Source organism: Nocardioides anomalus, from assembly GCF_011046535.1.
GTDB lineage: Bacteria > Actinomycetota > Actinomycetes > Propionibacteriales > Nocardioidaceae > Nocardioides > Nocardioides anomalus.
Genome location: NZ_CP049257.1, coordinates 1,147,244 through 1,167,611, shown reverse-complemented (window position 1 = coordinate 1,167,611; position 20,368 = coordinate 1,147,244). Strand labels below are relative to the sequence as shown.

The following is a 20,368-nucleotide window of genomic DNA, read 5'->3' as shown; positions in this document are numbered from 1 at the left end:
GTCTGATTCCGTCGTGACGGGACGCGCGGACGACGGATTCCGTTGCGCAGAGGTGGAGAAACGGGGCGTCCCGGCGCATGATGGCCTCATGGCTCTCGACGCTCAGCAGCTCCAGCAGGCCGCCAAGGACCACTTGTGGCTGCACTTCACCCGGCACGGCTCCTACGACCACGCCGACGTGCCCGTGATCGTGCGTGGCGAGGGTGCCTACATCTACGACGACCAGGGCAAGCGTTACCTGGACGCGCTGGCCGGCCTGTTCGTGAGCCAGCTGGGCCACGGGCGCACGGACCTGGCCGAGGCGGCGCGCAAGCAGGCCGAGCAGCTGGCGTTCATGCCGCTGTGGTCGTACGCGCACCCGAACGCGATCGAGCTGGCGCAGCGGGTGGCGGGGTACGCGCCGGGGAGCCTCAACCGGGTGTTCTTCACCAGCGGTGGCGGCGAGGCCGTCGAGAGCGCGTGGAAGCTCGCGAAGAACTACTTCAAGCTCACCGGCAAGCCCATGAAGCACAAGGTGCTGAGCCGGACCATCGCCTACCACGGCACGACGCAGGGAGCGCTCAGCATCACCGGGCTGCCGGGGCTCAAGCAGCAGTTCGAGCCGCTGGTGCCCTCGACGTTCCGGGTGCCGAACACCAACTTCTACCGCGCGCCCGAGCACGTGAGCACCGACGTCGAGGCGTTCGGGTGCTGGGCGGCCGACCAGATCGCGGTGCAGATCGAGAACGAGGGCCCCGACACGGTCGCCGCGGTGTTCCTCGAGCCGGTGCAGAACGCCGGCGGGTGCTTCCCGCCGCCGCCCGGCTACTTCCAGCGGGTCCGCGAGATCTGCGACGAGTACGACGTGCTGATGGTCAGCGACGAGGTGATCTGCGCGTTCGGGCGGCTGGGCCACATGTTCGGGGCCGAGCGCTACGGCTACGAGCCCGACATGATCACCTGCGCCAAGGGCATCACCTCGGGCTACGCGCCGCTGGGCGCGATGATCGCCAGCGACCGGCTGATGGAGCCGTTCCTGGAGGAGGGCGCGATGTTCGCCCACGGCTACACCTTCGGCGGCCACCCGGTCAGCACGGCGGTGGCGCTGGCCAACCTCGACGCCTTCGAGAACGAGAAGGTCCTCGACCACGTCAAGAGCAACGAGGGGGCGTTCCGCAGCACGCTGGAGCGGCTCAAGGACCTGCCGATCGTGGGCGACGTCCGTGGGGACGGCTACTTCTACGGGATCGAGCTGGTCAAGGACAAGCAGACCCGGGAGACGTTCACGGCCGAGGAGTGCGAGCGGCTGCTCTTCGGCTTCGTCTCCAAGCAGCTGTTCGCCGAGGGGCTCTACTGCCGCGCCGACGACCGGGGCGACCCGGTGGTGCAGCTCAGCCCGCCGCTGATCTGCACCCAGGAGCACTTCGACGAGATGGAGCAGATCCTCCGCGCCGTGCTCGACAAGGCCGGTTCACTGCTCTGATCCCCCCACCGGCATGCGAGGCTGTGCCGGTGCCTGACTCCTCGTCCGGGCTCCCGGACCCGGAGAGCGAGCGCCTCGCGTGGCGGCTCGCCGTCGACGCCGCCGGTGTCGGCGCGTGGGCCTGGGACCTCGCGACCATGGAGCTGCGCTGGGACGAGCGGCTCCTGGAGCTGTTCGGGCTGACCCGCGAGACCTTCGGCGGCACCATCGAGGCCTTCAACGAGTCCGTGCACCCCGACGACCGGGAGCAGGTCACCGAGGCGCTGACCGCGGCCATCGAGACGTGCGGGGTCTACGAGGCGGAGTACCGCATCGTGCTCCCCGACGGCGAGCTGCGCTGGATCTTCGCCCGCGGCCGGGCCCTCCCGGGCCCGGACGGCTCGGCGGCGCGCGTGCTCGGCGCGGCGTACGACACCACCGCGGCGCAGGACGGCGAGGCCCGGGTGCGGCGGGTGATGGAGGCGATGCCGTCGGCGTTCTTCCACCTCGACCCCGAGTGGCGCTTCACCTTCCTCAACGCCGAGGCGCGCACCCTGCTCGGCGCGGTCGGCTCGGACCTGGCCGGGCAGAGCATGTGGGAGCTGTTCCCGCAGGCCCTGGGCAACCACATCGAGGACCACTACCGCCGCGCCGCCGCGACCGGGACACCGGTCACCTTCGAGACCTACTACCCCGCGCCACTGGACCGGTGGTACGAGGTGCACGCCTGGCCGACCCCCGACGGGCTCTCGGTGCACTTCGCCGACATCACCGACAGCCGCAAGGCGCAGGCGGTCCTGGACTCGGCCCGGGCGCGCGCCGAGCTGCTGGCGGGCGTGACGGCCGTGCTCACCGAGACCCTCGACACCGACACCGCGGTGGCCGAGCTGGCCCGCCTGGTCGTGGACGCCCGGCTGGCCGACTGGAGCGTGGTCTCCCTCGTCGACGGCGGCGGCCCCGAGGGCTCGGGCGGCTGGAAGCGCGGCCTGTACGACGTCGCCGGGTGGCACGTCGACGCCGACCTGCGCCCGGCCGTCCAGCGCTACACCGAGCTGCGGATCCCGGCCCTGCGCGACCAGGCCTTCCTGGCCCGCGCCCTGGCCGAGGCCAGGCCCGTGCTCATCGACCGCGACGCCACCGAGCGGATCGCGCAGGTCTTCGAGCCGGGCGAGGCGCGCGACCTCTACCTGAGCCTGGCCCCGGAGTCGGCGGTGATCGTGCCGGTGCGCGGGCGCAGCCGCACCGTCGGGGTGCTCAGCCTCTTCCGCTCGGCCGAGCGGCAGCCGTTCTCCGCCGAGGACGTCGACGTCCTGGCCGAGGTGGCCGGCCGCGCGGGCCTGGCCCTGGACAACGCGCGGCTCTACGCCGAGCAGCGCGACCTCGCCGCCGGCCTCCAGCGCACCCTGCTCACCGCGCCCCCGCAGCCGCCCGGCGTGCAGATCGCGGTGCGCTACGAGCCGGCCGCGGAGGCGGCCCAGGTGGGCGGCGACTGGTACGACGCGTTCCTCCAGCGCGACGGCGCCACCGTGCTGGCCATCGGCGACGTGATGGGTCACGACACCGAGGCCGCGGCGGCCATGGGTCAGCTGCGCAACCTCCTGCGCGGCGTCGCGGTCACGACCAGCGAGGGCCCGGCCGGCGTGCTGCACCTGGTCGACGAGGCCATGCAGACCCTGCTCATCGACACCACCGCCTCGGCGGTCCTGGCCCGGCTCGAGGACGGCCCCGAGGGCGGCACCCTGCTGCGCTGGTCGAACGCCGGCCACCCGCCGCCGCTCGTCGGCCGCGGCGGCCAGGTCACCGCCCTCTGGCCCGACCAGCCCGAGGCGCTGCTGGGCATCCACCCGTCCCTGCCGCGCAGCGACCACGGCCTCCCGCTGCGGGCCGGCGACACCGTGCTCTTCTACACCGACGGCCTGGTCGAGCGGCGCGGCCGCGACCTCGACACCGGGGTCGAGCAGCTGCGCGCGGCGTACGCCGAGCTGCTGCCCGAGGTCGCCGACCTCGACGAGCTCTGCGACGGTCTGCTCGGCCGCCTGGTCCCCGACCGGCCCGACGACGACGTCGCGCTGGTGCTCGTCCGGCTCGGCTAGGGGATCAGAACGGTCGCCGGAACACCCCGGCGCACGGCTTGGGCTCGAAGTACGTCGTCTTCGGCGGCACCGTCCCGCTCCGGTCCGCCAGCGCGACCAGTGCGCCCAGCGGCGGCGGCGCCAGCGTGAACAGCACCCCGCCGTCCGCGTCGCAGCGGCGGGTCAGCTCCTCCACGGGTGTCTGCGCGTGGGCGATCTCCACCGGCCGGGCCAGGCGGTCGAGCACCTCGGCCTGCAGGACCTCGACGTCGAGCGCGCCGTCGGCAGGCGGCAGGGTGACCAGCGACCAGCGCCCGCCGGCGTACAGCCCGACCGAGCCGGCCCGTGGCTCCGGCGCGGCCGCGACCGGCTGCACCACCGAGGTGGCCAGCAGCGCGGCCAGCGGCTCGGCGTCGACCGGGCCGAGCACCCGGCGGTGGAAGGCGGACAGGTCGAGCCCGTCCATCGGGTGCACCACGCAGAGCACGCCCGAGCCGTCCGGCTCGCCGGCACGGTGCCAGGCGGTGAGGGAGGCGGCGACCCGGTGGTGCCCGTCGGCGATGTAGTGCGTGGCGCCGCTCAGCTCGGCCGCGAGCTCCGCGGTCAGCTCCGGCGCCACCCGCCACACCGTCTGCCGCAGCCCACCGGGTCCGTCGAAGTCCAGCAGCGGCGGCGCCTCGAGGCTCGCGACGACCGCTCGCTCGTACGCCGGCCCGGCCGGGTGCAGCAGCGCCACGAGTGCCGGCGGGGCGTCGGTGCGCAGGTGCGCGACCAGGCTCTCGACCCGCTGGGCCTGCACGGCCTCGTGGCCGCGGACCCGGCCGTCGGTGAAGGCCCGCACGTCCACCTCGGCGACCACCCCGACGTGCTCGCCCTGGCGGTAGACGTAGAGCGCCTCCTCCACCAGGTCGTACGCCGCGGGGTCGGGCGGGGCGACCGGCGGCAGCGTGCCGGTGTCCTCCGGCAGCTCGGCCAGTCCGCTGACCAGGCGGCGGGCGTACTCGGGCCGGACCACCCGCGCCGCGAAGGGGCGGACCACGCTCACGCGGAGCCCGCTGGGCTCGCCGGGTCGAGCGTCACCTCGGCCACGCTCAGCACGTGCGGCAGCGCGCGCAGGGCCTCGACCAGCACGTCCGAGGACTCCCCCGCCACGTCGATCGATGCGACCGCCGCCTGGCCGCCGCGGAAGACGCGGTTCTCCATGTGCTCGACGTTCAGCCCGGCGCTGCTGACCTGGTCGAGGACCTGCGCGAGCACGCCGACCCGGTCGTGGTGGCGGATCGTCAGGGTGAAGGAGCCGAGCCGGCTGTGGTCGAGGTTCACGCAGTGCCGGACCTCGCCGTGGGTGAACGCCTCGACGATCTCGGTGACGCCCTGGGCGATCGCGCGCTGGGCCTGGGCCGTGGACGCGCCGATGTGGTGGGTGCCGACGACGGCGGGGTGCTGCGCGACCTTCGAGGTCCAGGCGGTCTGCCCCGAGCCGGGCTCGTCGGCGTACACGTCGAGGCCGGCGCGCACCCGCCCCGCGTCCAGCGCGGCCAGCAGCGCCTCCTCGTCGACCACGTCCCCGCGAGAGGTGTTGAGCAGGACCGCGCCGTCCTTCATCTGGGCGAGGAAGGCGGCGTCGACCAGGTGCTCGGTGTCCGGGCCGGCCGGCACGTGCAGGCTCACGACGTCGGAGGTGGCCAGGAGCTCCCCGAGCGAGTCGCACCAGGTCACGCCCAGCTCCTCGGCGCGGGCGACGGTCTGCGCCGAGCGACCCGGCCGGGTCTGCGCCTGCACCCTGATCCCGAAGGCGGCGGCCCGCTCCGCGACCAGCAGCCCGATCGAGCCGAGTCCGAGGATCGCCATGGTCGAGCCCAGCAGCCCCTCGGCCTTGCCGTAGCGGTCCTTGTCCCACCGGCCCGCGCGGAGGTCGGCCACGTTGTCGGCGATCCGGCGGTCCACGGCCAGCAGCAGCCCCAGGGTCAGCTCTGCCACCGCGGCGGCGTTGCGCCCGGGCACGTTGCACACGAAGACGCCGCGCTCGGCGGCCGCGTCGGTGTCGATGGTGTTGGTCCCGGCGCCGGCCCGGACCACGAGCGACAGCCGGTCGGCGGCCTCGAAGACCGGGCGTCGCACCTTGGTCGAGCGCACCACCAGCCCGTCGAAGCCGGTGATCCGCCCGGCCAGGTCGTCGGCCGAGAGCCCCGGCTCGACGACGCACTCGTGCCCGCGGGCCTCGAGCTCGGACAGCGTCTGCTCCGACAGACGGTCGGCGAACAGCAGCCGCACCACGCACCTCCGCACCAGCACCCTCCCCGACGCCCTCCCGGCGCGGAGTCCGGTCACGCTAGCCGGTGCGGTGCCTGCGCGTCACGGTGCACGGCGGCCCCACGTGCGAATCGTGCCGCGGCGACCTGGGGGGAGGGGTCGCCGCGACACGATCACCCTCCACAACGAACCGTGACCTCGCGCGTTCCTCACCCGGTCGGGTGTTCTTGGCAGCGGTCTGGACAACCGCCGGCGTCCCTGGCTGGCGCACCCGGTCGGGGAAGCGGCCCGCGCCGTCATCGCGGCTGGTCAGAGGCTGTAGCGTCCCCCCATGACGCGCAGCCAGCCGCGCTCCCGCCCACAGCTCGACGCGGTGTCCAAGGCCATCGTCGAGCAGCTGCAGCAGGACGGCCGGCGCTCCTACGCCGCGATCGGCAAGGTGGTCGGCCTCTCCGAGGCGGCGGTGCGCCAGCGCGTGCAGCGCCTCACCGACGCCGGGATCATGCAGGTCGTCGCGGTGACCGACCCGATGGAGCTCGGCTTCGCCCGCCAGGCCATGGTCGGGGTCCGCGTCACCGGCGCGATCGAGCCGGTGGCCGACGCGATCGCGGCCCTCGACGAGGTCGACTACGTCGTGGTCACGGCCGGGTCGTACGACGTGTTGGCCGAGGTCGTGGCCGAGACCGACGAGCACCTGCTGGAGATCGTCAGCGACCGGATCCGCTCCATCCCGGGCGTGCTGACCACCGAGACGTTCATGTACCTCCACCTGCGCAAGCAGACCTACTCGTGGGGCGTGCGCTGAGCTACCGGTCGCTCTCCCTCTGGCACGAGACGACGCCGACCGACTGGACGCCGCGGGCGCCGCTGGGCGGCGACGCCGAGGCCGACGTCGTGGTGGTCGGCGCCGGGCTCACCGGGCTGTGGACCGCCTACTACCTGTCCGTCGCCGACCCGTCCCGGCGGGTGGTCGTGGTCGAGGCGGAGGTGGCCGGGTTCGGCGCCTCCGGCCGCAACGGCGGCTGGTGCTCGGCGCTGTTCCCGACCGATCTCGGCCCGGCCCAGGACGCCGCGATGCGGGCCACCGTGGACGAGGTGCTGCGGGTCGCTGCCGCCGAGGGCATCGGCTGCCACGCGGCCAAGGGCGGCACGATCACCCTGGTCCGCAACCGGGCCCAGCTGGCCCGGGTGCGGGCGGCGGACGGCAACGCGGTGCTCTCCCCCGCCGAGGCTGCCCAGCGGCTGCGGGCGACGCGGACCCTCGGCGCGACGTACACCCCGGACTGCGCGGCGATCCACCCCGCCCGGCTGGTCCGCGGGCTGGCCGACGCGGTCGGGCGCCGCGGGGTGACGATCCACGAGCGGACCCCGGCGCTGGCGGTCGGGCCCGGCGCGGTGCGCACGCCGTCGGGCACGGTCCGTGCTCCGCACGTCGTCCGGGCCACCGAGGGCTACACGCCGCGTCTGCCCGGGCACGCGCGCACGGTGGTGCCGGTCTACTCGCTCATCGTCGCCACCGAGCCGCTGCCCGCGCACGTCTGGGACGAGATCGGGCTGGCCGAGCGCGAGACGTTCTCCGACCACCGGCACCTGGTCATCTACGGCCAGCGCACTGCCGACGACCGGCTGGTCTTCGGCGGCCGCGGCGCGCCGTACCACCTCGGGTCGCGGGTCCGGCCGTCCTTCGACCGAGACCCGCGCGTGTTCGCCGGACTGCACGCGACGCTCCTCGACCTGTTCCCGGTCCTGGCCGGCACCCGCTTCACCCACGCCTGGGGCGGCCCGCTCGGCATCCCGCGGGACTGGTGCGCGTCGGTCGGGCTCGACCGGGCGAGCGGGCTGGCCTGGGCCGGCGGGTACGTCGGCGACGGGGTCGCCACCACCAACCTGGCCGGGCGCACCCTGGCCGACCTCCTCCTCGAGCGCGAGAGCGACCTGACCCGGTTGCCGTGGGTCGGGCACCGCTCGCCGCGGTGGGAGCCCGAGCCGCTGCGGTGGCTCGGCATCAACGCCGGCCTGCGCACCATGACGCTGGCCGACCACGAGGAGGCGCTCACCGGGCGGCCGTCGCGCCTGGCCCGGATGATGGCGCCGATGCTGGGTCACTGAGCGCCGGGAGATGATGCTGGCGTGCAGAAGCGCGCGCTCGTCCGCAGGCCCGGACCCCGTCTCGCCGAGGGGCTGCTGACCCACCTCGAACGCTCCGAGGTCGACCTCGAGCTGGCCCGTCGGCAGTGGCTCGGCTACGCCGCGGCACTGCAGGCCGAGGGCTGGGAGCTCTACGAGGTCGAGGCCGCCGACGACTGCCCCGACGCGGTCTTCGTGGAGGACACCGCGGTGGTCTACGGCGACCTCGCGGTCATCACCCGGCCCGGCGCCGACGAGCGCAAGCCGGAGACGGCCGGGACCGAGCGGGCACTGGCCGGGCTCGGCTACCGGCTGGCGCGCATCGAGGCGCCGGGCACCCTCGACGGCGGCGACGTGCTCAAGCACGGCGGCACGGTGTACGTCGGGCGGGGCGGCCGCACCAACCGCGAGGGCGTCGAGCAGCTGCGCGCCCACCTGTCCCCCCCTGGGCGCCGAGGTCCTGGAGGTGCCGACCAGCAAGGTGCTGCACCTGAAGTCCGCGGTCACCGCGCTGCCCGACGGCACCGTCGTCGGCTTCGACCCGCTCGTCGACGACCCGAGCCTGTTCCGCGCGTACCTCTCGGTGCCGGAGGAGCCCGGCGCCCACGTGGTGCTCCTGGACGGTCACACCGTGCTCATGTCGGCCGCGGCGCCCCGGACCCGGGAGGTCCTCGAGGGCCGCGGGCTGCGCGTGGTGGCCGTCGACATCTCGGAGTACGAGAAGCTCGAGGGCTGCGTGACCTGCCTGTCGATCCGGCTGCGCTAGCGGCTCAGAAGCCGTTCTCCACCGTCGGCGCCGGCACCGCGCGCCGGCGCAGCCAGGTGTCGAAGAACGCCGTCAGGTCCTGCCCGGAGGTCGCCGCGGCCAGCGCCTGGAACTGCGCGACGGAGCCGTTGCCGCCCGCGTGCTGGGCCAGCCAGGTGCGCAGCAGCGGCCAGAACACCGCGTCCCCGAGCCGGTGCCGCAGCGCCTGCACCGCCATCGCGCCCCGGGTGTAGACCGCCCCGTCGAAGATCCGGTCCGCACCGGGGTCGTCGATCGGCAGGTCCCAGAACGCCTTGTCGTCCTGGAACGAGCGGTAGGTGTCGGCCAGCCAGTCCTGCGCGCTCTGCCCACCGGTGACCTCGGTGTAGTAGGTCTGCAGGAACTGCGCGAAGCCCTCGTTGAGCCAGATGTCGCGCCAGCTCTCGACCGAGACCAGGTCGCCGAACCACTGGTGCGCCAGCTCGTGCGCGACCAGCGGCGCGGTCGAGCCCGGCAGCGCGGGGTAGGTCGGCCGGGTCTGGTTCTCCAGGGCGAAGCCGACCGGGAGGCTGGTGACCAGGCCGCCGGTGGTCGAGAACGGGTAGGGCCCCAGCACCGGGGTGTACGCCGCCAGCACGTCGCAGGTGCGCTGGAGCAGGTCGCCGGCCGCGGTGCGGCGGGCCGGCTGGGGCTGGTGGCGCGAGACCGCGACGTACGTCGGCACGCCCGCGCAGTCGCCGGTGCGGGTCTCGAAGTCGCCGGCGGCGAAGAAGGCCAGGTAGGTCGCCATCGGCTCGGCGGCGCTCCAGTGCCACGTCGTGCGCCCGTCGTGGCGGCGCCGGTCCGCGAGCACACCGTTGGCCACGACCTGCTTGCCGCGCGGCACGGTCACGGTGATGTCGAAGCTCGCCTTGTCGCGCGGGTGGTCGTTGGCCGGGAACCACCACGTCGCCATGTGCGGCTCGTTCATGGCCACGACCTCGCGGGAGTCGGACAGCCAGTTGCGCTCGCCGCGCGAGGCGTGCCGAGCCGGGCGGTCGGCGTACCGGACGACGACGCGGAAGGCCTGTCCGGCCACCAGGGGTCGGGCCGGGGTGATGCGCAGCTCGTGGTCGCCGCGGCGGTGGAAGGCCGCGCGCCGGCCGTCCACGCGCACCGAGTCGACGTCGAGCAGGAAGTCCAGGTCGAAGCGGGTGAGGTCCTGGGTGGCGACGACGTCCAGGGCGGTCCGGCCGGTGAGCCGGCCGGGACCGAACGCGTACCCGACCCGCACGTCGTAGTGCTGGACGTCGATCCCGCCGTTGCCGTCGCTCGGGAAGTACGGGTCGCCGATGCCCGCCGAGCCGACCGCGCCCGAGCGCGCCGGGGCCGCCTCGGCCGGGGCCGGGCCCCCCAGCGAGGCCGCGAGCAGGAGGGCGGCGGCCGCGGCCAGGGTGCGGGATCGGGGGGTCACCGGCGCAACCTACGCCAGTCGGGTGCACAAAACCGGTTGCGGCCCGTGGCCGGGGGTCGTCACCATGGGCCGCGACGCCGGGGACCCGCCCGGTGCTCCACGAGAGGAGGCGCGACGTGACCACGACTGTCGCCGGCCTGCCCGCAGACCGCCTCTCTCACCTCTGGAGCACCACCACCCATGTCCCACCCGTCCTTTCCTGACGACTTCACCACCTCCCGCACCACCACCTCCGACGACCTCGACGACGTCGACGAGCGCTTCGTCGTCGACTGGCGCTCCTACGAGGAGCTCGGCGACGGCCAGCGCTGGTCCACCTGGCTCAGCGTCGAGCCGCTCTCCCGTGGCCCGGAGCCGCGGCCCGACTGGCTCGTCACGTCCCAGGGCGCCGTCGACACCGAGCTCGGCATCCTCAAGACCGGCAAGGAGGCCGACGTCCACCTCCTCGAGCGGGCCGACCCGCACGACCCGGAGGGCGGCGTCGTGATGGCCGCCAAGCGCTACCGGTCCACCGACCACCGCACCTTCCACCGCTCGGCGTCCTACACCGAGGGCCGCTCGATGAAGCGCTCACGCGACGAGCGCGCGGTCAAGCGCAAGAGCACCTTCGGCCGGCTCGTGGCCGCCGGCGAGTGGGCGGTCTCGGAGTGGGCCGCGCTCGTGCGCTTCTGGGAGCTCGGGCTCCCGGTCCCCTACCCCGTCCAGATCGACGGCACCGAGATCCTCATGGAGTGGATCACCGTCGTCGACGAGGACGGCAGCCTGCAGAGCGCGCCGCGCCTGGCCCAGACCCGGCCGTCCCCGGAGCTGCTGCGCTCGTACTTCGACCAGCTCACCGACGCGCTCGCCGTGATGGTGCAGAACGGCGTCGTGCACGGCGACCTCTCGGCGTACAACATCCTGGCCGCGGGCGACCGGCTGGTCGTCATCGACCTGCCGCAGATCGTGGACCTGGTCGGCAACCTCAACGGCATGGACTTCCTGCAGCGCGACTGCGCGAACGTCTGCGGGTGGTTCCGCCAGCGGGGGCTCGACGTCGACCCGGACGCGCTGTTCGCGGAGCTGCTGGCCCACGCGTTCTGAGCGGTCTCTGGGGCTGCTCACAGTCGACCACAGGTTGCTGACAGGTTCGGTGGTCAGGCTGTGGTCATGAACGCGAAGCTGAGGAAGGCAGGGCTCGCCGCGGCCGCCGTGGTGACGGTCGGCGCCGGCGTGGCCGGCGGCGCCGCCATCGCCACGGGGGCCGACGACGGGGGTGCCGGCCGGCACGGGTACGGCTACGGCCCGGTCCCCGGCGCCCCGGGTGTCCCGGGTGCCCCCGGGGCCGAGGGGGTGGAGCCGTGGCGGCACGGGGGCCCGTTCGCCGGCGACGCGGTGAGCGGCGACGAGCTGGCCTCGGTCACGAAGGCCGTGGCCGGGCACGACGACAGCCTCACCGTCGAGCACGTGGTGAAGGCGGACGACGGGTCCTACCTGGTGCTGGCCACGACCGCCGACGACGCCCGCACCGCGCTCACCGTGAGCAAGGACCTGGCCACGGTGGCGGAGGTCGCGGACGGGCCGTTCGGCCACGGTGGCCCTGGTGGCCCGGGTGGCCCGGGTGGCCCCGGTGGTCCTGCGGGGACGGAGGTCACTGGCGACGAGCTGGCCGACGTGACCAAGGCCGTCACGGCGTACGACGACTCGCTGAGCGTCGAGCACGTCCTGCAGCGCGACGACGACGGCGACTACCTGGTGCTGGCCACCGGCGGCGACGACGAGCGGACCGCGCTGCGGGTCAGCGCGGACCTCAAGACCGTCGAGGAGCTGCCCGGTCCCCCGGCCGGCGGTCCGCACGGACCCGACGGCGACGGTCCGCCCGCGCCGCCGGAAGGTACCGTCGCCGGGTGAGGCGCAGCCGCGGGCGGGTCGTGCAGATCGGCTCGCTCGCGGACTTCGACCGCCGGGTCGCGGCGGGCGCCACCCGGCTGTCCGGCTGGCGGGTCCGCTCGGTCGACCTGTCCGCGCGCAGCGAGGTGCTCGCGGAGCTCCGGGTCGCCGGCGCGACGTTCCTCGGCTGCACCTTCGCCCCGGGCGTCGAGGAGCGGCTGGCGGCGGCCGGGGCGCTCGTCCTCCCGGCGCTGACCATCGCGCCGGTCGACGTCTACCGCTCGGCGCTCTACACGCCCGAGGAGCTGTACGACGCCACGCCCTACGCCCGGTCGCTCGACGCTCGCGCCTACGCGTGGTCCCAGACGCCCGGCGGCGCCGACGACGCCCTGGCGCGCTCGCTGCACGACCACGCCGTCGACGAGGCGCTGCAGGAGTGGGTGCGCGGGCGCCGCCTGGTCGGCGTCATGGGCGGGCACGCGGCCCAGCGCGGCGAGCCGGGGTACGCCGACGCCGCCCGCCTCGGCCACGCCCTGGGCGCGACGCACGTGGTCGCCACCGGCGGCGGCCCGGGCGCGATGGAGGCGGCCAACCTCGGGTGCGCACTGCCCGCGGACGGCGACCTGGACACGGCGCTGGCCGCGCTCGCCGGCGTACCGTCCTTCCGGCCCTCGGTCGACGCCTGGCTCGAGCCCGCCCTGGCCGTGCGCGCCGGCCTCACCGACCCGCGGCCCTCGCTGGCCATCCCGACCTGGCACTACGGCCACGAGCCGTCCAACGTCTTCGCCACCGCGATCGCGAAGTACTTCCGCAACGCCGTGCGCGAGGCCATCCTCCTCGAGGTCTGCGACGCCGGCATCGTCTTCCTCCCCGGTGCCGGCGGCACGGTCCAGGAGGTCTTCCAGGACGCCTGCGAGAACTACTACGCCGACGAGTCCTCGATCGCCTCGATGGTGCTGGTCGGCCGCACCTACTGGACCGAGACCCTGCCGGCCTGGCCGCTCCTCCAGGCGCTCGCCCGCGGCCGCACGATGGAGTCCCGCGTCCACCTCGTCGACACCGTCGCCGACGCCGCCGCCCTCCTCGCCCAGGCCCCGGCCGCCCGCTTGTAACGCTCAGTTACGGGGTCTCCCGACCCGTTCGAAAGGGTCGGGAGATCCCGTAACTGAGCGTTACAAGCGAGCGGTGCGGTCAGGCGACCAGCGCGCGGTAGCCGGTCATGGTGGCGGCGACGTCGCGGTAGTGCTCGACGAGCCGCTCGTTGACGGCGTACCACGAGCGGTCTTCGACCGAGCGCCGCGCGGCGACGCCCATCCGGGCCCGGAACGCGTCGTCGCGGGCCAGCCGGTCGACGTACCCGCCCAGGTCGGCGGCGTCGCCGGGCTCGTAGAGGAAGCCGGCCACGCCGTCGTCCACCACGTCGATGGGGCCGCCGGCGCGCGGCGCCACGACCGGTACGCCGGACGCGAGCGCCTCCTGCGCGGACTGGCAGTAGGTCTCGTGCCGGCCGGTGTGCACGAAGACGTCGAAGGACGCGTACGCCCGGCTCAGGTCGGCGCCGTGCAGGATCCCGGCGAAGTGGGCGTCCGGGAGCAGCCGGCGCAGGCGCGCCTCCTCCGGTCCCCCGCCGACGACCGCCAGCGCGTAGCGCGGGTCGTGGGAGAGGTAGGTGAGCAGCTCGAGCTCCTTCTCAGGGGCCAGCCGGCCGACGTACCCGACGAGCAGCCGGTCGCCCGCCAGCCCGCGGCGCCACCGCTCGTCGCGGTGGCGCGGGTGGAACGACTCGAGGTCGACCCCGCGCGGCCACAGTGCGGTGCGGGCGACGCCGAGCTCGTCGAGCTGCCGCAGGCTGGCCGCGGACGGCGCGAGCGTGCGGTCCACGTCGGCGTGCACCAGGCGGGTGAGCCGGGCCATCGCGCGGCTGCCGCCGGGGATGCCGTAGCGCTCGGCGAAGCCGACCAGGTCGGTCTGGTAGACCGCGACCGTCGGGATCCCCAGCTCGTGCGCGGCCCGGATGGCCTGGTGGCCTAGCACGGCCGGGGAGGCGACGTGCACGACGTCGGGCCGGAAGCGCAGCATCTCGGCGCGCAACCGGCGGCAGGTCACCGGGCCGATGCGGAAGTCGGGGTAGAAGGGCAGGTTGCGGCCGGGGACGACGTGCACCGGGAAGCCGGCGTACGACGCGGGGCCGCTCGGCGCGACGAGCTCGGCCTGGTGGCCCTCGGCGGCGAGGTGCTCGAGCACGCGGCGCACGGAGTTGGTGACGCCGTTGACCTGCGGGAGGAAGGACTCGGTGACGACCAGGATCCTCATGTGCCGACCGCCGCGCCGCGGTGGCAACACACGTCGAGCCGCGGGCGACGTGTCGGTGAACCCCTGGTGGCCCTTGGGCCGTGCGGCCGGGGCTCAGGCCTCGGTCGCGGCGAGCTGGCCGCACGCGCCGTCGATCTCGCGACCGCGGGTGTCGCGCACCGTGGTGGGGATGCCGCGGGCCTCGAGACGGCGCACGAACTCGCGCTCGTCGGCCGGGTCGGACGCGGTCCACTTCGAGCCGGGCGTCGGGTTGAGCGGGATCAGGTTGACGTGCACCCAGCCCCAGTCGGCCCCGGTCGCGTAGAGCACGTCGGCCAGCAGGTCGGCGCGCCAGGCCTGGTCGTTGATGCCGCGCATCATGGCGTACTCGATGGAGACGCGACGCTTGGTCTTCTCGGCGTACTGGAACGCGGCGTCGACGGTCTCGGCCACGGAGAAGCGGGTGTTGATGGGGACCAGCTCGTTGCGCAGCTCGTCGTCGGGCGCGTGCAGGCTGAGCGCGAGCGTGACGGGCACGCCCTCCTCGGTCAGCTGCCTGATCCGCGGCACCAGCCCGACGGTGGAGACGGTGACGCCGCGCGCGGACATCCCGAGGCCGTCCGGGGCGGGGTCGGTGAGCCGGCGTACCGCCCCCACGACCGCCTTGTAGTTGGCCAGCGGCTCGCCCATGCCCATGAAGACCACGTTGGAGACCCGGCCGGGGCCGCCGGGCACCTCGCCCCGGTCGAGCGCGCGGGCGCCGGCCAGGACCTGCTCGACGATCTCGGCCGTCGACATGTTGCGCTGCAGCCCGCCCTGGCCGGTAGCGCAGAACGGGCAGGCCATGCCGCAACCGGCCTGGCTGGAGACGCAGATGGTGGCGCGATCGGGGTAGCGCATCAGCACCGACTCCACCAGCGCGCCGTCGAAGAGCTTCCACAGCGTCTTGCGGGTGGTGCCGCGGTCGGCCTCCATGGTGCGCAGCGGCGTCATCAGGGGCGGCAGGAACGTGCCCACCAGCTCCGCGCGCTGGGCGGCGGGCAGGTCGGTCATCTGCTCGGGGTCGTCGGTCAGCCGACCGAAGTAGTGGGTGCTGAGCTGCTTGGCCCGGAACGCCGGGAGCCCGGCCTCGCGGGCCACCTCGAGGCGCTCGGCCATCGAGAGGTCGGCCAGGTGGCGCGGCGGCTTGCCGCGTCCCTTCGGTGCCTCGAAGACGAGCGGGAGCGTCTTCCCCTCAGGCTGTGGCGCGCTCACTGCTGGTGCTCGACGAGGTACCAGAGGACCAGCGAGCCGACGCCGACCACCACGACGGCGGTGAGGACCATGCCGAGGAGGAAGTACTTGCCGAAGCGGCGGGTGCGCTTGCTGGCGATGAGGGCGAGCGGCACGACGAGGGTCAGCAGCACGAACGGGAAGAGGTCCTCGGCCTCCTCGGTGTCGAAGACCACGCTCAGCACACCGACGAAGGCGGCCGGCACGAGCGCGACGAAGAGCAGGCCGGTGAAGAAGCCGCTGAGGGCGGAGAACGTCGGGTGGTCGCGGTGCCACCAGCTCGGCGCGGGCTTCGCGTCGTCGGTCGGCTCGCCCTCGGCGCGCGCGTCGTCCTCGACGGGCGCCTCGACGGCCTGCTCCTCCGTGCTCATCGCTCCCAGTGTCGCACCCGAGCGGCTCAGAACCACGCCGGCGCGGCTCCGGTGTCGGCTCAGTAGACGGCGTAGTGCAGGAGCAGCCAGATCGGCGCGACGGTGGCCAGCAGCGAGTCGAGCCGGTCCATGAGGCCGCCGTGGCCGGGGATGACCTGGCTCATGTCCTTGATGCCGAGGTCGCGCTTGATGACCGACTCGCACAGATCGCCCAGGGTGGCCATGACCGCCACGATGACGCCGAGCGCCACACCGACCCACCAGTCGCCGTCGAGCAGCCAGACCACGAGCGCGACGCCCGCGGCGATGGTGAAGACGAAGGAGCCGGCGAGCCCCTCCCAGGACTTCTTCGGCGAGATGACGGGCGCCATCGGGTGCTTGCCGAAGAGCACGCCGGCGAAGTAGCCGCCGGTGTCGGAGGCGATGGTGACCAGGATGAAGGTGATGATGCCGGCCACGCCCGCGTCGTCGACGCCCGCGCCGGTGCGGCCGCCCTCGGCCAGCAGGAGCGCCACGAACGAGCCGAGGAACGGCACGTAGACGGTGGCGAAGACCGACGCGGTGACGTTCTGGACGTAGCCGTCGATGCCGCGCTGGAGCAGCCACAGCATGGTGACCAGCGCGGTGACCGCGGTGGCCGCGGCGAGCGCGGGCGCTCCCCAGACGTAGGCCACGACCACCATGACCGCGCCGCCGACCATCAGCGGCTGCTCGGGCAGGTCGATGCCCTTGGCCAGCAGGCCCTGCCGCAGCTCCCAGATCGCGACCACGACGGCGGCCACGACGATCAGCATGAACGCCGGCTTCCAGAAGGCCAGCGACAGCGCGATCGCGCCGAGGAGGACGAAGGCCGAGGCGAACGCGGCCTTCAGGTCCCGACCCGCCCGGCCGTGGTCCTTGGCCGGGGCCGGCTGGGTGCCGGTCATACCTCGAGGAGCTCGGCTTCCTTGTTCTTCAGCATCTCGTCGATCGCGTCGGTGTGCTTCTTGGTGATGCCGTCGAGCCGCTTCTCGGCGCCGGTGACGTCGTCCTTGCCGACCTCGCCGTCCTTCTCGAGCTTCTCCAGGCCCTGCTTGGCCGTGCGGCGCAGGTTGCGGACCGCGATCTTGCCGTCCTCGGCCTTGGTGCGGGCGACCTTGATGTACTCCTTGCGCCGCTCCTCGGTCAGCTCGGGGAACACCGCGCGCAGCACCTTGCCGTCGTTGGACGGGTTCACGCCGAGGTCGGAGTCGCGGATCGCCTTCTCGATGTTGTTCATCGCGCCGATGTCGTAGGGCTGGATGAGGATGATCCGCGCCTCCTGGGAGGTGAAGGAGGCCAACTGCTGCAGCGGGGTCGGGGTGCCGTAGTAGTCGACGTTGATCTTGCTGAACATGCTCGGGTGCGCGCGACCCGCCCGGATCGCGGCGAACTCCTCGCGCGTCGACTCGACCGACTTGTCCATCTTGGCGTCGGCCTCGTTGAGGATGTCGTTGATCACCAGTGCTCCCTGTCCTGCCTCGTCCAGCCTGCCTCGACCGCTCGCTCGGCCCGCGCGTACGTCTGTGGTCAGCCCGCGCTGACGATGGTGCCGATCTTCTCACCCTGCACCGCGCGCAGGATGTTGCCCTCGGTCTGCATGCCGAAGACGATCATCGGCAACTTGTTCTCCTTGCAGAGCGTGAACGCCGTCTGGTCCATGATCTTCAGCCCGCGCTCGATGGCGTCGTCGTAGGTCAGCTCGTCGAACTTGGTCGCGCTCGGGTCGACGTGCGGGTCGGCGCTGTAGACGCCGTCGACCCCGCTCTTGGCCACGAGGACCACGTCGCAGCGGGTCTCGAGCGCCCGCTGGACCGCGACGGTGTCGGTGGAGAAGAACGGCAGCCCCATGCCGGCGCCGAAGATGACGACCCGGCCCTTCTCCATGTGCCGGATGGCGCGGCGCGGGACGTAGGGCTCGGCGACCTGGCCCATGGTGATGGCGGTCTGCACCCGGGTCTCGACGCCCATCTTCTCCAGGAAGTCCTGGAGCGCCAGGCAGTTCATGACGATGCCGAGCATGCCCATGTAGTCGGCGCGCACGCGGTCCATGCCGCGCTGCTGGAGCTCGGAGCCGCGGAAGAAGTTGCCGCCGCCGGTCACCACCGCGATCTGGGCGCCGGCCTCGACCACCGCCGCGATCTCGCGGGCGACGGTCTGGACGACGTCGGGGTCGACGCCGACCTTGCCTCCCCCGAACACCTCACCGGAGAGCTTCAGCAGCACTCGTTCGTACATCGGGCTCCTGTTCGCCTGGGTGAGGTGTTCGGGGCTGAGGCTAGCGTCAGGCGCCGACCTCGATGCGGGCGAACCGGGTCAGCGTCGTGCCGGCCTCGTCGAGGACGGCCTTGACGGTCTTCTTGTTCTCGGTCACCGACGGCTGCTCCAGCAGGACGACGTCCTTGAAGAAGCCGTTGAGCCGGCCCTCGGTGATCTTGGCGATCGCCTGCTCGGGCTTGCCCTCCTCGCGGGAGGTCTGCTCGGCGATCTCGCGCTCCTTGTCCACGACGTCGGCCGGGACCTCGTCGCGGGTGAGGTACTGCGGGCGCATCGCGGCGATCTGCATCGCCGCACCGCGCGCCGCGTCGGCGTCGCCGGTGTACTCCACGAGCACGCCCACGGCCGGGGGCAGGTCGGCCGCGCGCTTGTGCATGTACGCCACGACGTCGCCGTCGAAGCGGACGAAGCGCCCGAGCTCGATCTTCTCCCCGATCGAGACCGCGAGACCCTCGACCACGTCGCCGATCGACTGGCCGTCGAGGTCGACGTTCTTGAGCTCGTCGAGGTCCTTGGCACCGGCCGCGGAGGCCGCGTCGGCGATCTTCTGGGCGGTCGCCACGAAGTCGTCGTTCTTGGCCACGAAGTCGGTCTCGCTGTTGAGCTCGACCAGGACGCCCGGCGCGTGCGCAACCAGCCCGGCCGTCGCCTCGCGCTCGGCGCCGCGCTTGGCCGCCTTGGCGGCGCCCTTCACGCGGAGCAGCTCGATCGCCTTGTCCAGGTCGCCGTCGCTCTCGTCGAGCGCCTTCTTGCAGTCCATCATCCCGGCGCCGGTGAGCTCGCGGAGCTTCTTGACGTCGGCAGCGGAGAAGTTGGCCATGCCCTCTTCTTTCTTCGGTCTGTGGTGTGCGGGGGGTGGGTGGCTCAGGCCGGGGTCTCGGAGCTGGCCTCGGCCGCAGCCGCGGGCTCCTCGGCCGGGGCCTCCTCGGTGGCGGCCTCGGCGGCCGGCTCCTCGGTGGCGGCCTCGGCGGCCGGCTCCTCGGTCGCGGCCTCGGCGGCCGGCTCCTCGGTCGCGGCCTCGGCGGCCGGCTCCTCGGTCGCGGCCTCGGCGGCCTCCACGGACTCCGCACCCTCGCTGGAGGCGCCGGTGGCCTCGGTGGCGCCGGCCTCGGCGTCGGCCGGGGCGCCGGTGGCGGCCTCGGCGGCCTGCTCGGCCTCGCCGCCCAGGAGCTCGCGCTCCCACTCGGCCAGGGGCTCCTCGGCCGCGGGTGCGCCCTCGGTGCTCGCGCCGCCGCCGGAGCGGGCGATGAGGCCCTCGGCCACGGCGTCGGCGACCACGCGGGTCAGCAGCCCGACGGCGCGGATGGCGTCGTCGTTGCCCGGGATCGGGAAGTCGACCAGGTCGGGGTCGCAGTTGGAGTCGAGGATGCCGATGATCGGGATCCGCAGCTTGCGGGCCTCCTCGACGGCCAGGTGCTCCTTGTTGGTGTCGACGATCCACACCGCGGACGGCGTCCGGCTCATCTCGCGGATGCCGCCGAGCGACTTGTTGAGCTTGTCGCGCTCGCGGCGCATCTGCAGCAGCTCCTTCTTGGTGCGGCTGCTGCCCGCCACGTCGTCGAAGTCGATCTCGTCGAGCTCCTTGAGGCGGTTGATCCGCTGGTGCACGGTCTGGAAGTTCGTGAGCATGCCGCCCAGCCAGCGCTGGTTGACGTAGGGCATCCCGACGCGCGTCGCCTGCTCGGCGATGGCCTCCTGGGCCTGCTTCTTGGTGCCGACGAACATGATCGTCCCGCCCTTGCTGACGACCTCCTTGATGAAGGCGTAGCTGCGGTCGATGTAGGCCAGCGACTGCTGCAGGTCGATGATGTAGATGCCGTTGCGCTCGGTCATGATGAAGCGCTTCATCTTCGGGTTCCAGCGACGGGTCTGGTGTCCGAAGTGGACGCCGCTCTCCAGGAGCTGGCGCATGGTCACGACTGCCATGGGGTTCTCTTCTTCCTTGTGTGGAGCCCGCGCGCCGCCTGCCCGCGCTTGTCGCAGCGCGAGCCGGCACTCGGGTCCGGTCGGGTTCTCAGTTGTCACGCCCGAGCGGTTGCTCGGACGTCCTGACGCCTGCGCGCGACCCCACCAGCTCCGGAGAGAAGGACTGAGGATCGTCGCCCACGGGAGGTCGGGCCCCACAAGAAAGCCCGTCGCGGTCTGCCTGCGTGCGAAGTCAGCCCCGGAGGGCTGCCT

19 protein-coding genes are annotated in these 20,368 nt (G+C 73.4%); 8 read left to right on the top strand and 11 right to left on the bottom strand.

Annotated features, from left to right (window positions below; translation table 11 throughout):
* The first annotated feature begins 88 nt into the window (after positions 1–88).
* On the top strand, positions 89–1,462 hold the full coding sequence (locus G5V58_RS06020; protein WP_165229805.1) for an aspartate aminotransferase family protein: 1,374 nt from the start codon (positions 89–91) through the stop codon (positions 1,460–1,462).
* 29 nt (positions 1,463–1,491) lie between these two features.
* Complete coding sequence (locus G5V58_RS06015; protein ID WP_230487120.1) at positions 1,492–3,534, top strand: SpoIIE family protein phosphatase; 2,043 nt, start codon at positions 1,492–1,494, stop codon at positions 3,532–3,534.
* Positions 3,535–3,538: 4 nt separating this feature from the next.
* Here the strand turns inward: G5V58_RS06015 and G5V58_RS06010 are convergent, their stop codons facing one another.
* Entirely contained in the window at positions 3,539–4,558 is a 1,020-nt protein-coding gene (locus tag G5V58_RS06010) for a DUF1015 family protein (RefSeq protein ID WP_165229799.1), read from the bottom strand.
* Entirely contained in the window at positions 4,555–5,787 is a 1,233-nt protein-coding gene (locus G5V58_RS06005) for a phosphoglycerate dehydrogenase (protein WP_165229796.1), read from the bottom strand. Before G5V58_RS06005 ends, G5V58_RS06010 begins: the two co-directional genes overlap by 4 nt.
* A gap of 310 nt (positions 5,788–6,097) precedes the next feature.
* Here G5V58_RS06005 and G5V58_RS06000 point away from each other — a divergent pair, with 310 nt between their 5' ends.
* The 3 genes from G5V58_RS06000 to G5V58_RS26560 all read left to right on the top strand — a co-directional run bounded on the left by G5V58_RS06000 (position 6,098) and on the right by G5V58_RS26560 (position 8,659).
* Positions 6,098–6,571 carry an Lrp/AsnC family transcriptional regulator gene (locus G5V58_RS06000; protein WP_165229793.1) on the top strand — a complete coding sequence of 158 codons (474 nt, stop codon included), beginning with the start codon at positions 6,098–6,100 and terminating at the stop codon, positions 6,569–6,571.
* Positions 6,556–7,875 (top strand): NAD(P)/FAD-dependent oxidoreductase, encoded by a 1,320-nt coding sequence (locus tag G5V58_RS05995; protein WP_230487119.1) that lies wholly within the window; start codon positions 6,556–6,558, stop codon positions 7,873–7,875. Before G5V58_RS06000 ends, G5V58_RS05995 begins: the two co-directional genes overlap by 16 nt.
* Before the next feature lie 484 nt (positions 7,876–8,359).
* On the top strand, positions 8,360–8,659 hold the full coding sequence (locus G5V58_RS26560) for a hypothetical protein (protein WP_329957559.1): 300 nt from the start codon (positions 8,360–8,362) through the stop codon (positions 8,657–8,659).
* Positions 8,660–8,663: 4 nt separating this feature from the next.
* Here the strand turns inward: G5V58_RS26560 and G5V58_RS05985 are convergent, their stop codons facing one another.
* Entirely contained in the window at positions 8,664–10,091 is a 1,428-nt protein-coding gene (locus G5V58_RS05985; RefSeq protein ID WP_165229790.1) for a M1 family metallopeptidase, read from the bottom strand.
* A 180-nt stretch (positions 10,092–10,271) separates the two neighbouring features.
* Between G5V58_RS05985 and G5V58_RS05980 the strand changes: the two genes are divergently transcribed.
* From G5V58_RS05980 to G5V58_RS05970, 3 genes are all read left to right on the top strand, one after another.
* On the top strand, positions 10,272–11,174 hold the full coding sequence (locus tag G5V58_RS05980; RefSeq protein ID WP_165229787.1) for a serine protein kinase RIO: 903 nt from the start codon (positions 10,272–10,274) through the stop codon (positions 11,172–11,174).
* A gap of 66 nt (positions 11,175–11,240) precedes the next feature.
* Positions 11,241–11,981, top strand: coding sequence for a hypothetical protein (locus G5V58_RS05975; protein WP_165229784.1), 741 nt, complete (start codon positions 11,241–11,243; stop codon positions 11,979–11,981).
* Entirely contained in the window at positions 11,978–13,072 is a 1,095-nt protein-coding gene (locus tag G5V58_RS05970; protein ID WP_165229781.1) for an LOG family protein, read from the top strand. The genes G5V58_RS05975 and G5V58_RS05970 overlap by 4 nt, the downstream gene beginning before the upstream one ends.
* A 79-nt stretch (positions 13,073–13,151) precedes the next feature.
* Here G5V58_RS05970 and G5V58_RS05965 read toward each other — a convergent pair whose 3' ends face one another.
* The 8 genes from G5V58_RS05965 to rpsB form a co-directional block, all read right to left on the bottom strand.
* Positions 13,152–14,273 (bottom strand): glycosyltransferase family 4 protein, encoded by a 1,122-nt coding sequence (locus G5V58_RS05965; protein WP_165229779.1) that lies wholly within the window; start codon positions 14,271–14,273, stop codon positions 13,152–13,154.
* 93 nt (positions 14,274–14,366) lie between these two features.
* Positions 14,367–15,506, bottom strand: coding sequence for a 23S rRNA (adenine(2503)-C(2))-methyltransferase RlmN (gene rlmN / locus G5V58_RS05960; RefSeq protein WP_165229776.1), 1,140 nt, complete (start codon positions 15,504–15,506; stop codon positions 14,367–14,369).
* A complete protein-coding gene (locus G5V58_RS05955; RefSeq protein WP_165229773.1) occupies positions 15,503–15,895 on the bottom strand; it encodes a hypothetical protein in 393 nt (130 codons plus the stop codon). The genes rlmN and G5V58_RS05955 overlap by 4 nt, the downstream gene beginning before the upstream one ends.
* 59 nt (positions 15,896–15,954) lie before the next feature.
* Positions 15,955–16,821 (bottom strand): phosphatidate cytidylyltransferase, encoded by an 867-nt coding sequence (locus G5V58_RS05950; RefSeq protein WP_165229770.1) that lies wholly within the window; start codon positions 16,819–16,821, stop codon positions 15,955–15,957.
* A complete protein-coding gene (frr, locus tag G5V58_RS05945; protein WP_230487327.1) occupies positions 16,818–17,372 on the bottom strand; it encodes a ribosome recycling factor in 555 nt (184 codons plus the stop codon). Before frr ends, G5V58_RS05950 begins: the two co-directional genes overlap by 4 nt.
* A 71-nt stretch (positions 17,373–17,443) precedes the next feature.
* The gene (gene pyrH / locus G5V58_RS05940; RefSeq protein WP_165229764.1) at positions 17,444–18,151 is read right to left on the bottom strand and encodes a UMP kinase; all 708 of its coding nucleotides are present in this window, start codon (positions 18,149–18,151) and stop codon (positions 17,444–17,446) included.
* A gap of 46 nt (positions 18,152–18,197) precedes the next feature.
* Positions 18,198–19,010 (bottom strand): translation elongation factor Ts, encoded by an 813-nt coding sequence (tsf, locus tag G5V58_RS05935; protein ID WP_165229761.1) that lies wholly within the window; start codon positions 19,008–19,010, stop codon positions 18,198–18,200.
* A 44-nt stretch (positions 19,011–19,054) separates the two neighbouring features.
* Positions 19,055–20,116, bottom strand: coding sequence for a 30S ribosomal protein S2 (rpsB, locus tag G5V58_RS05930; RefSeq protein WP_165229758.1), 1,062 nt, complete (start codon positions 20,114–20,116; stop codon positions 19,055–19,057).
* Positions 20,117–20,368: the final 252 nt, after the last annotated feature.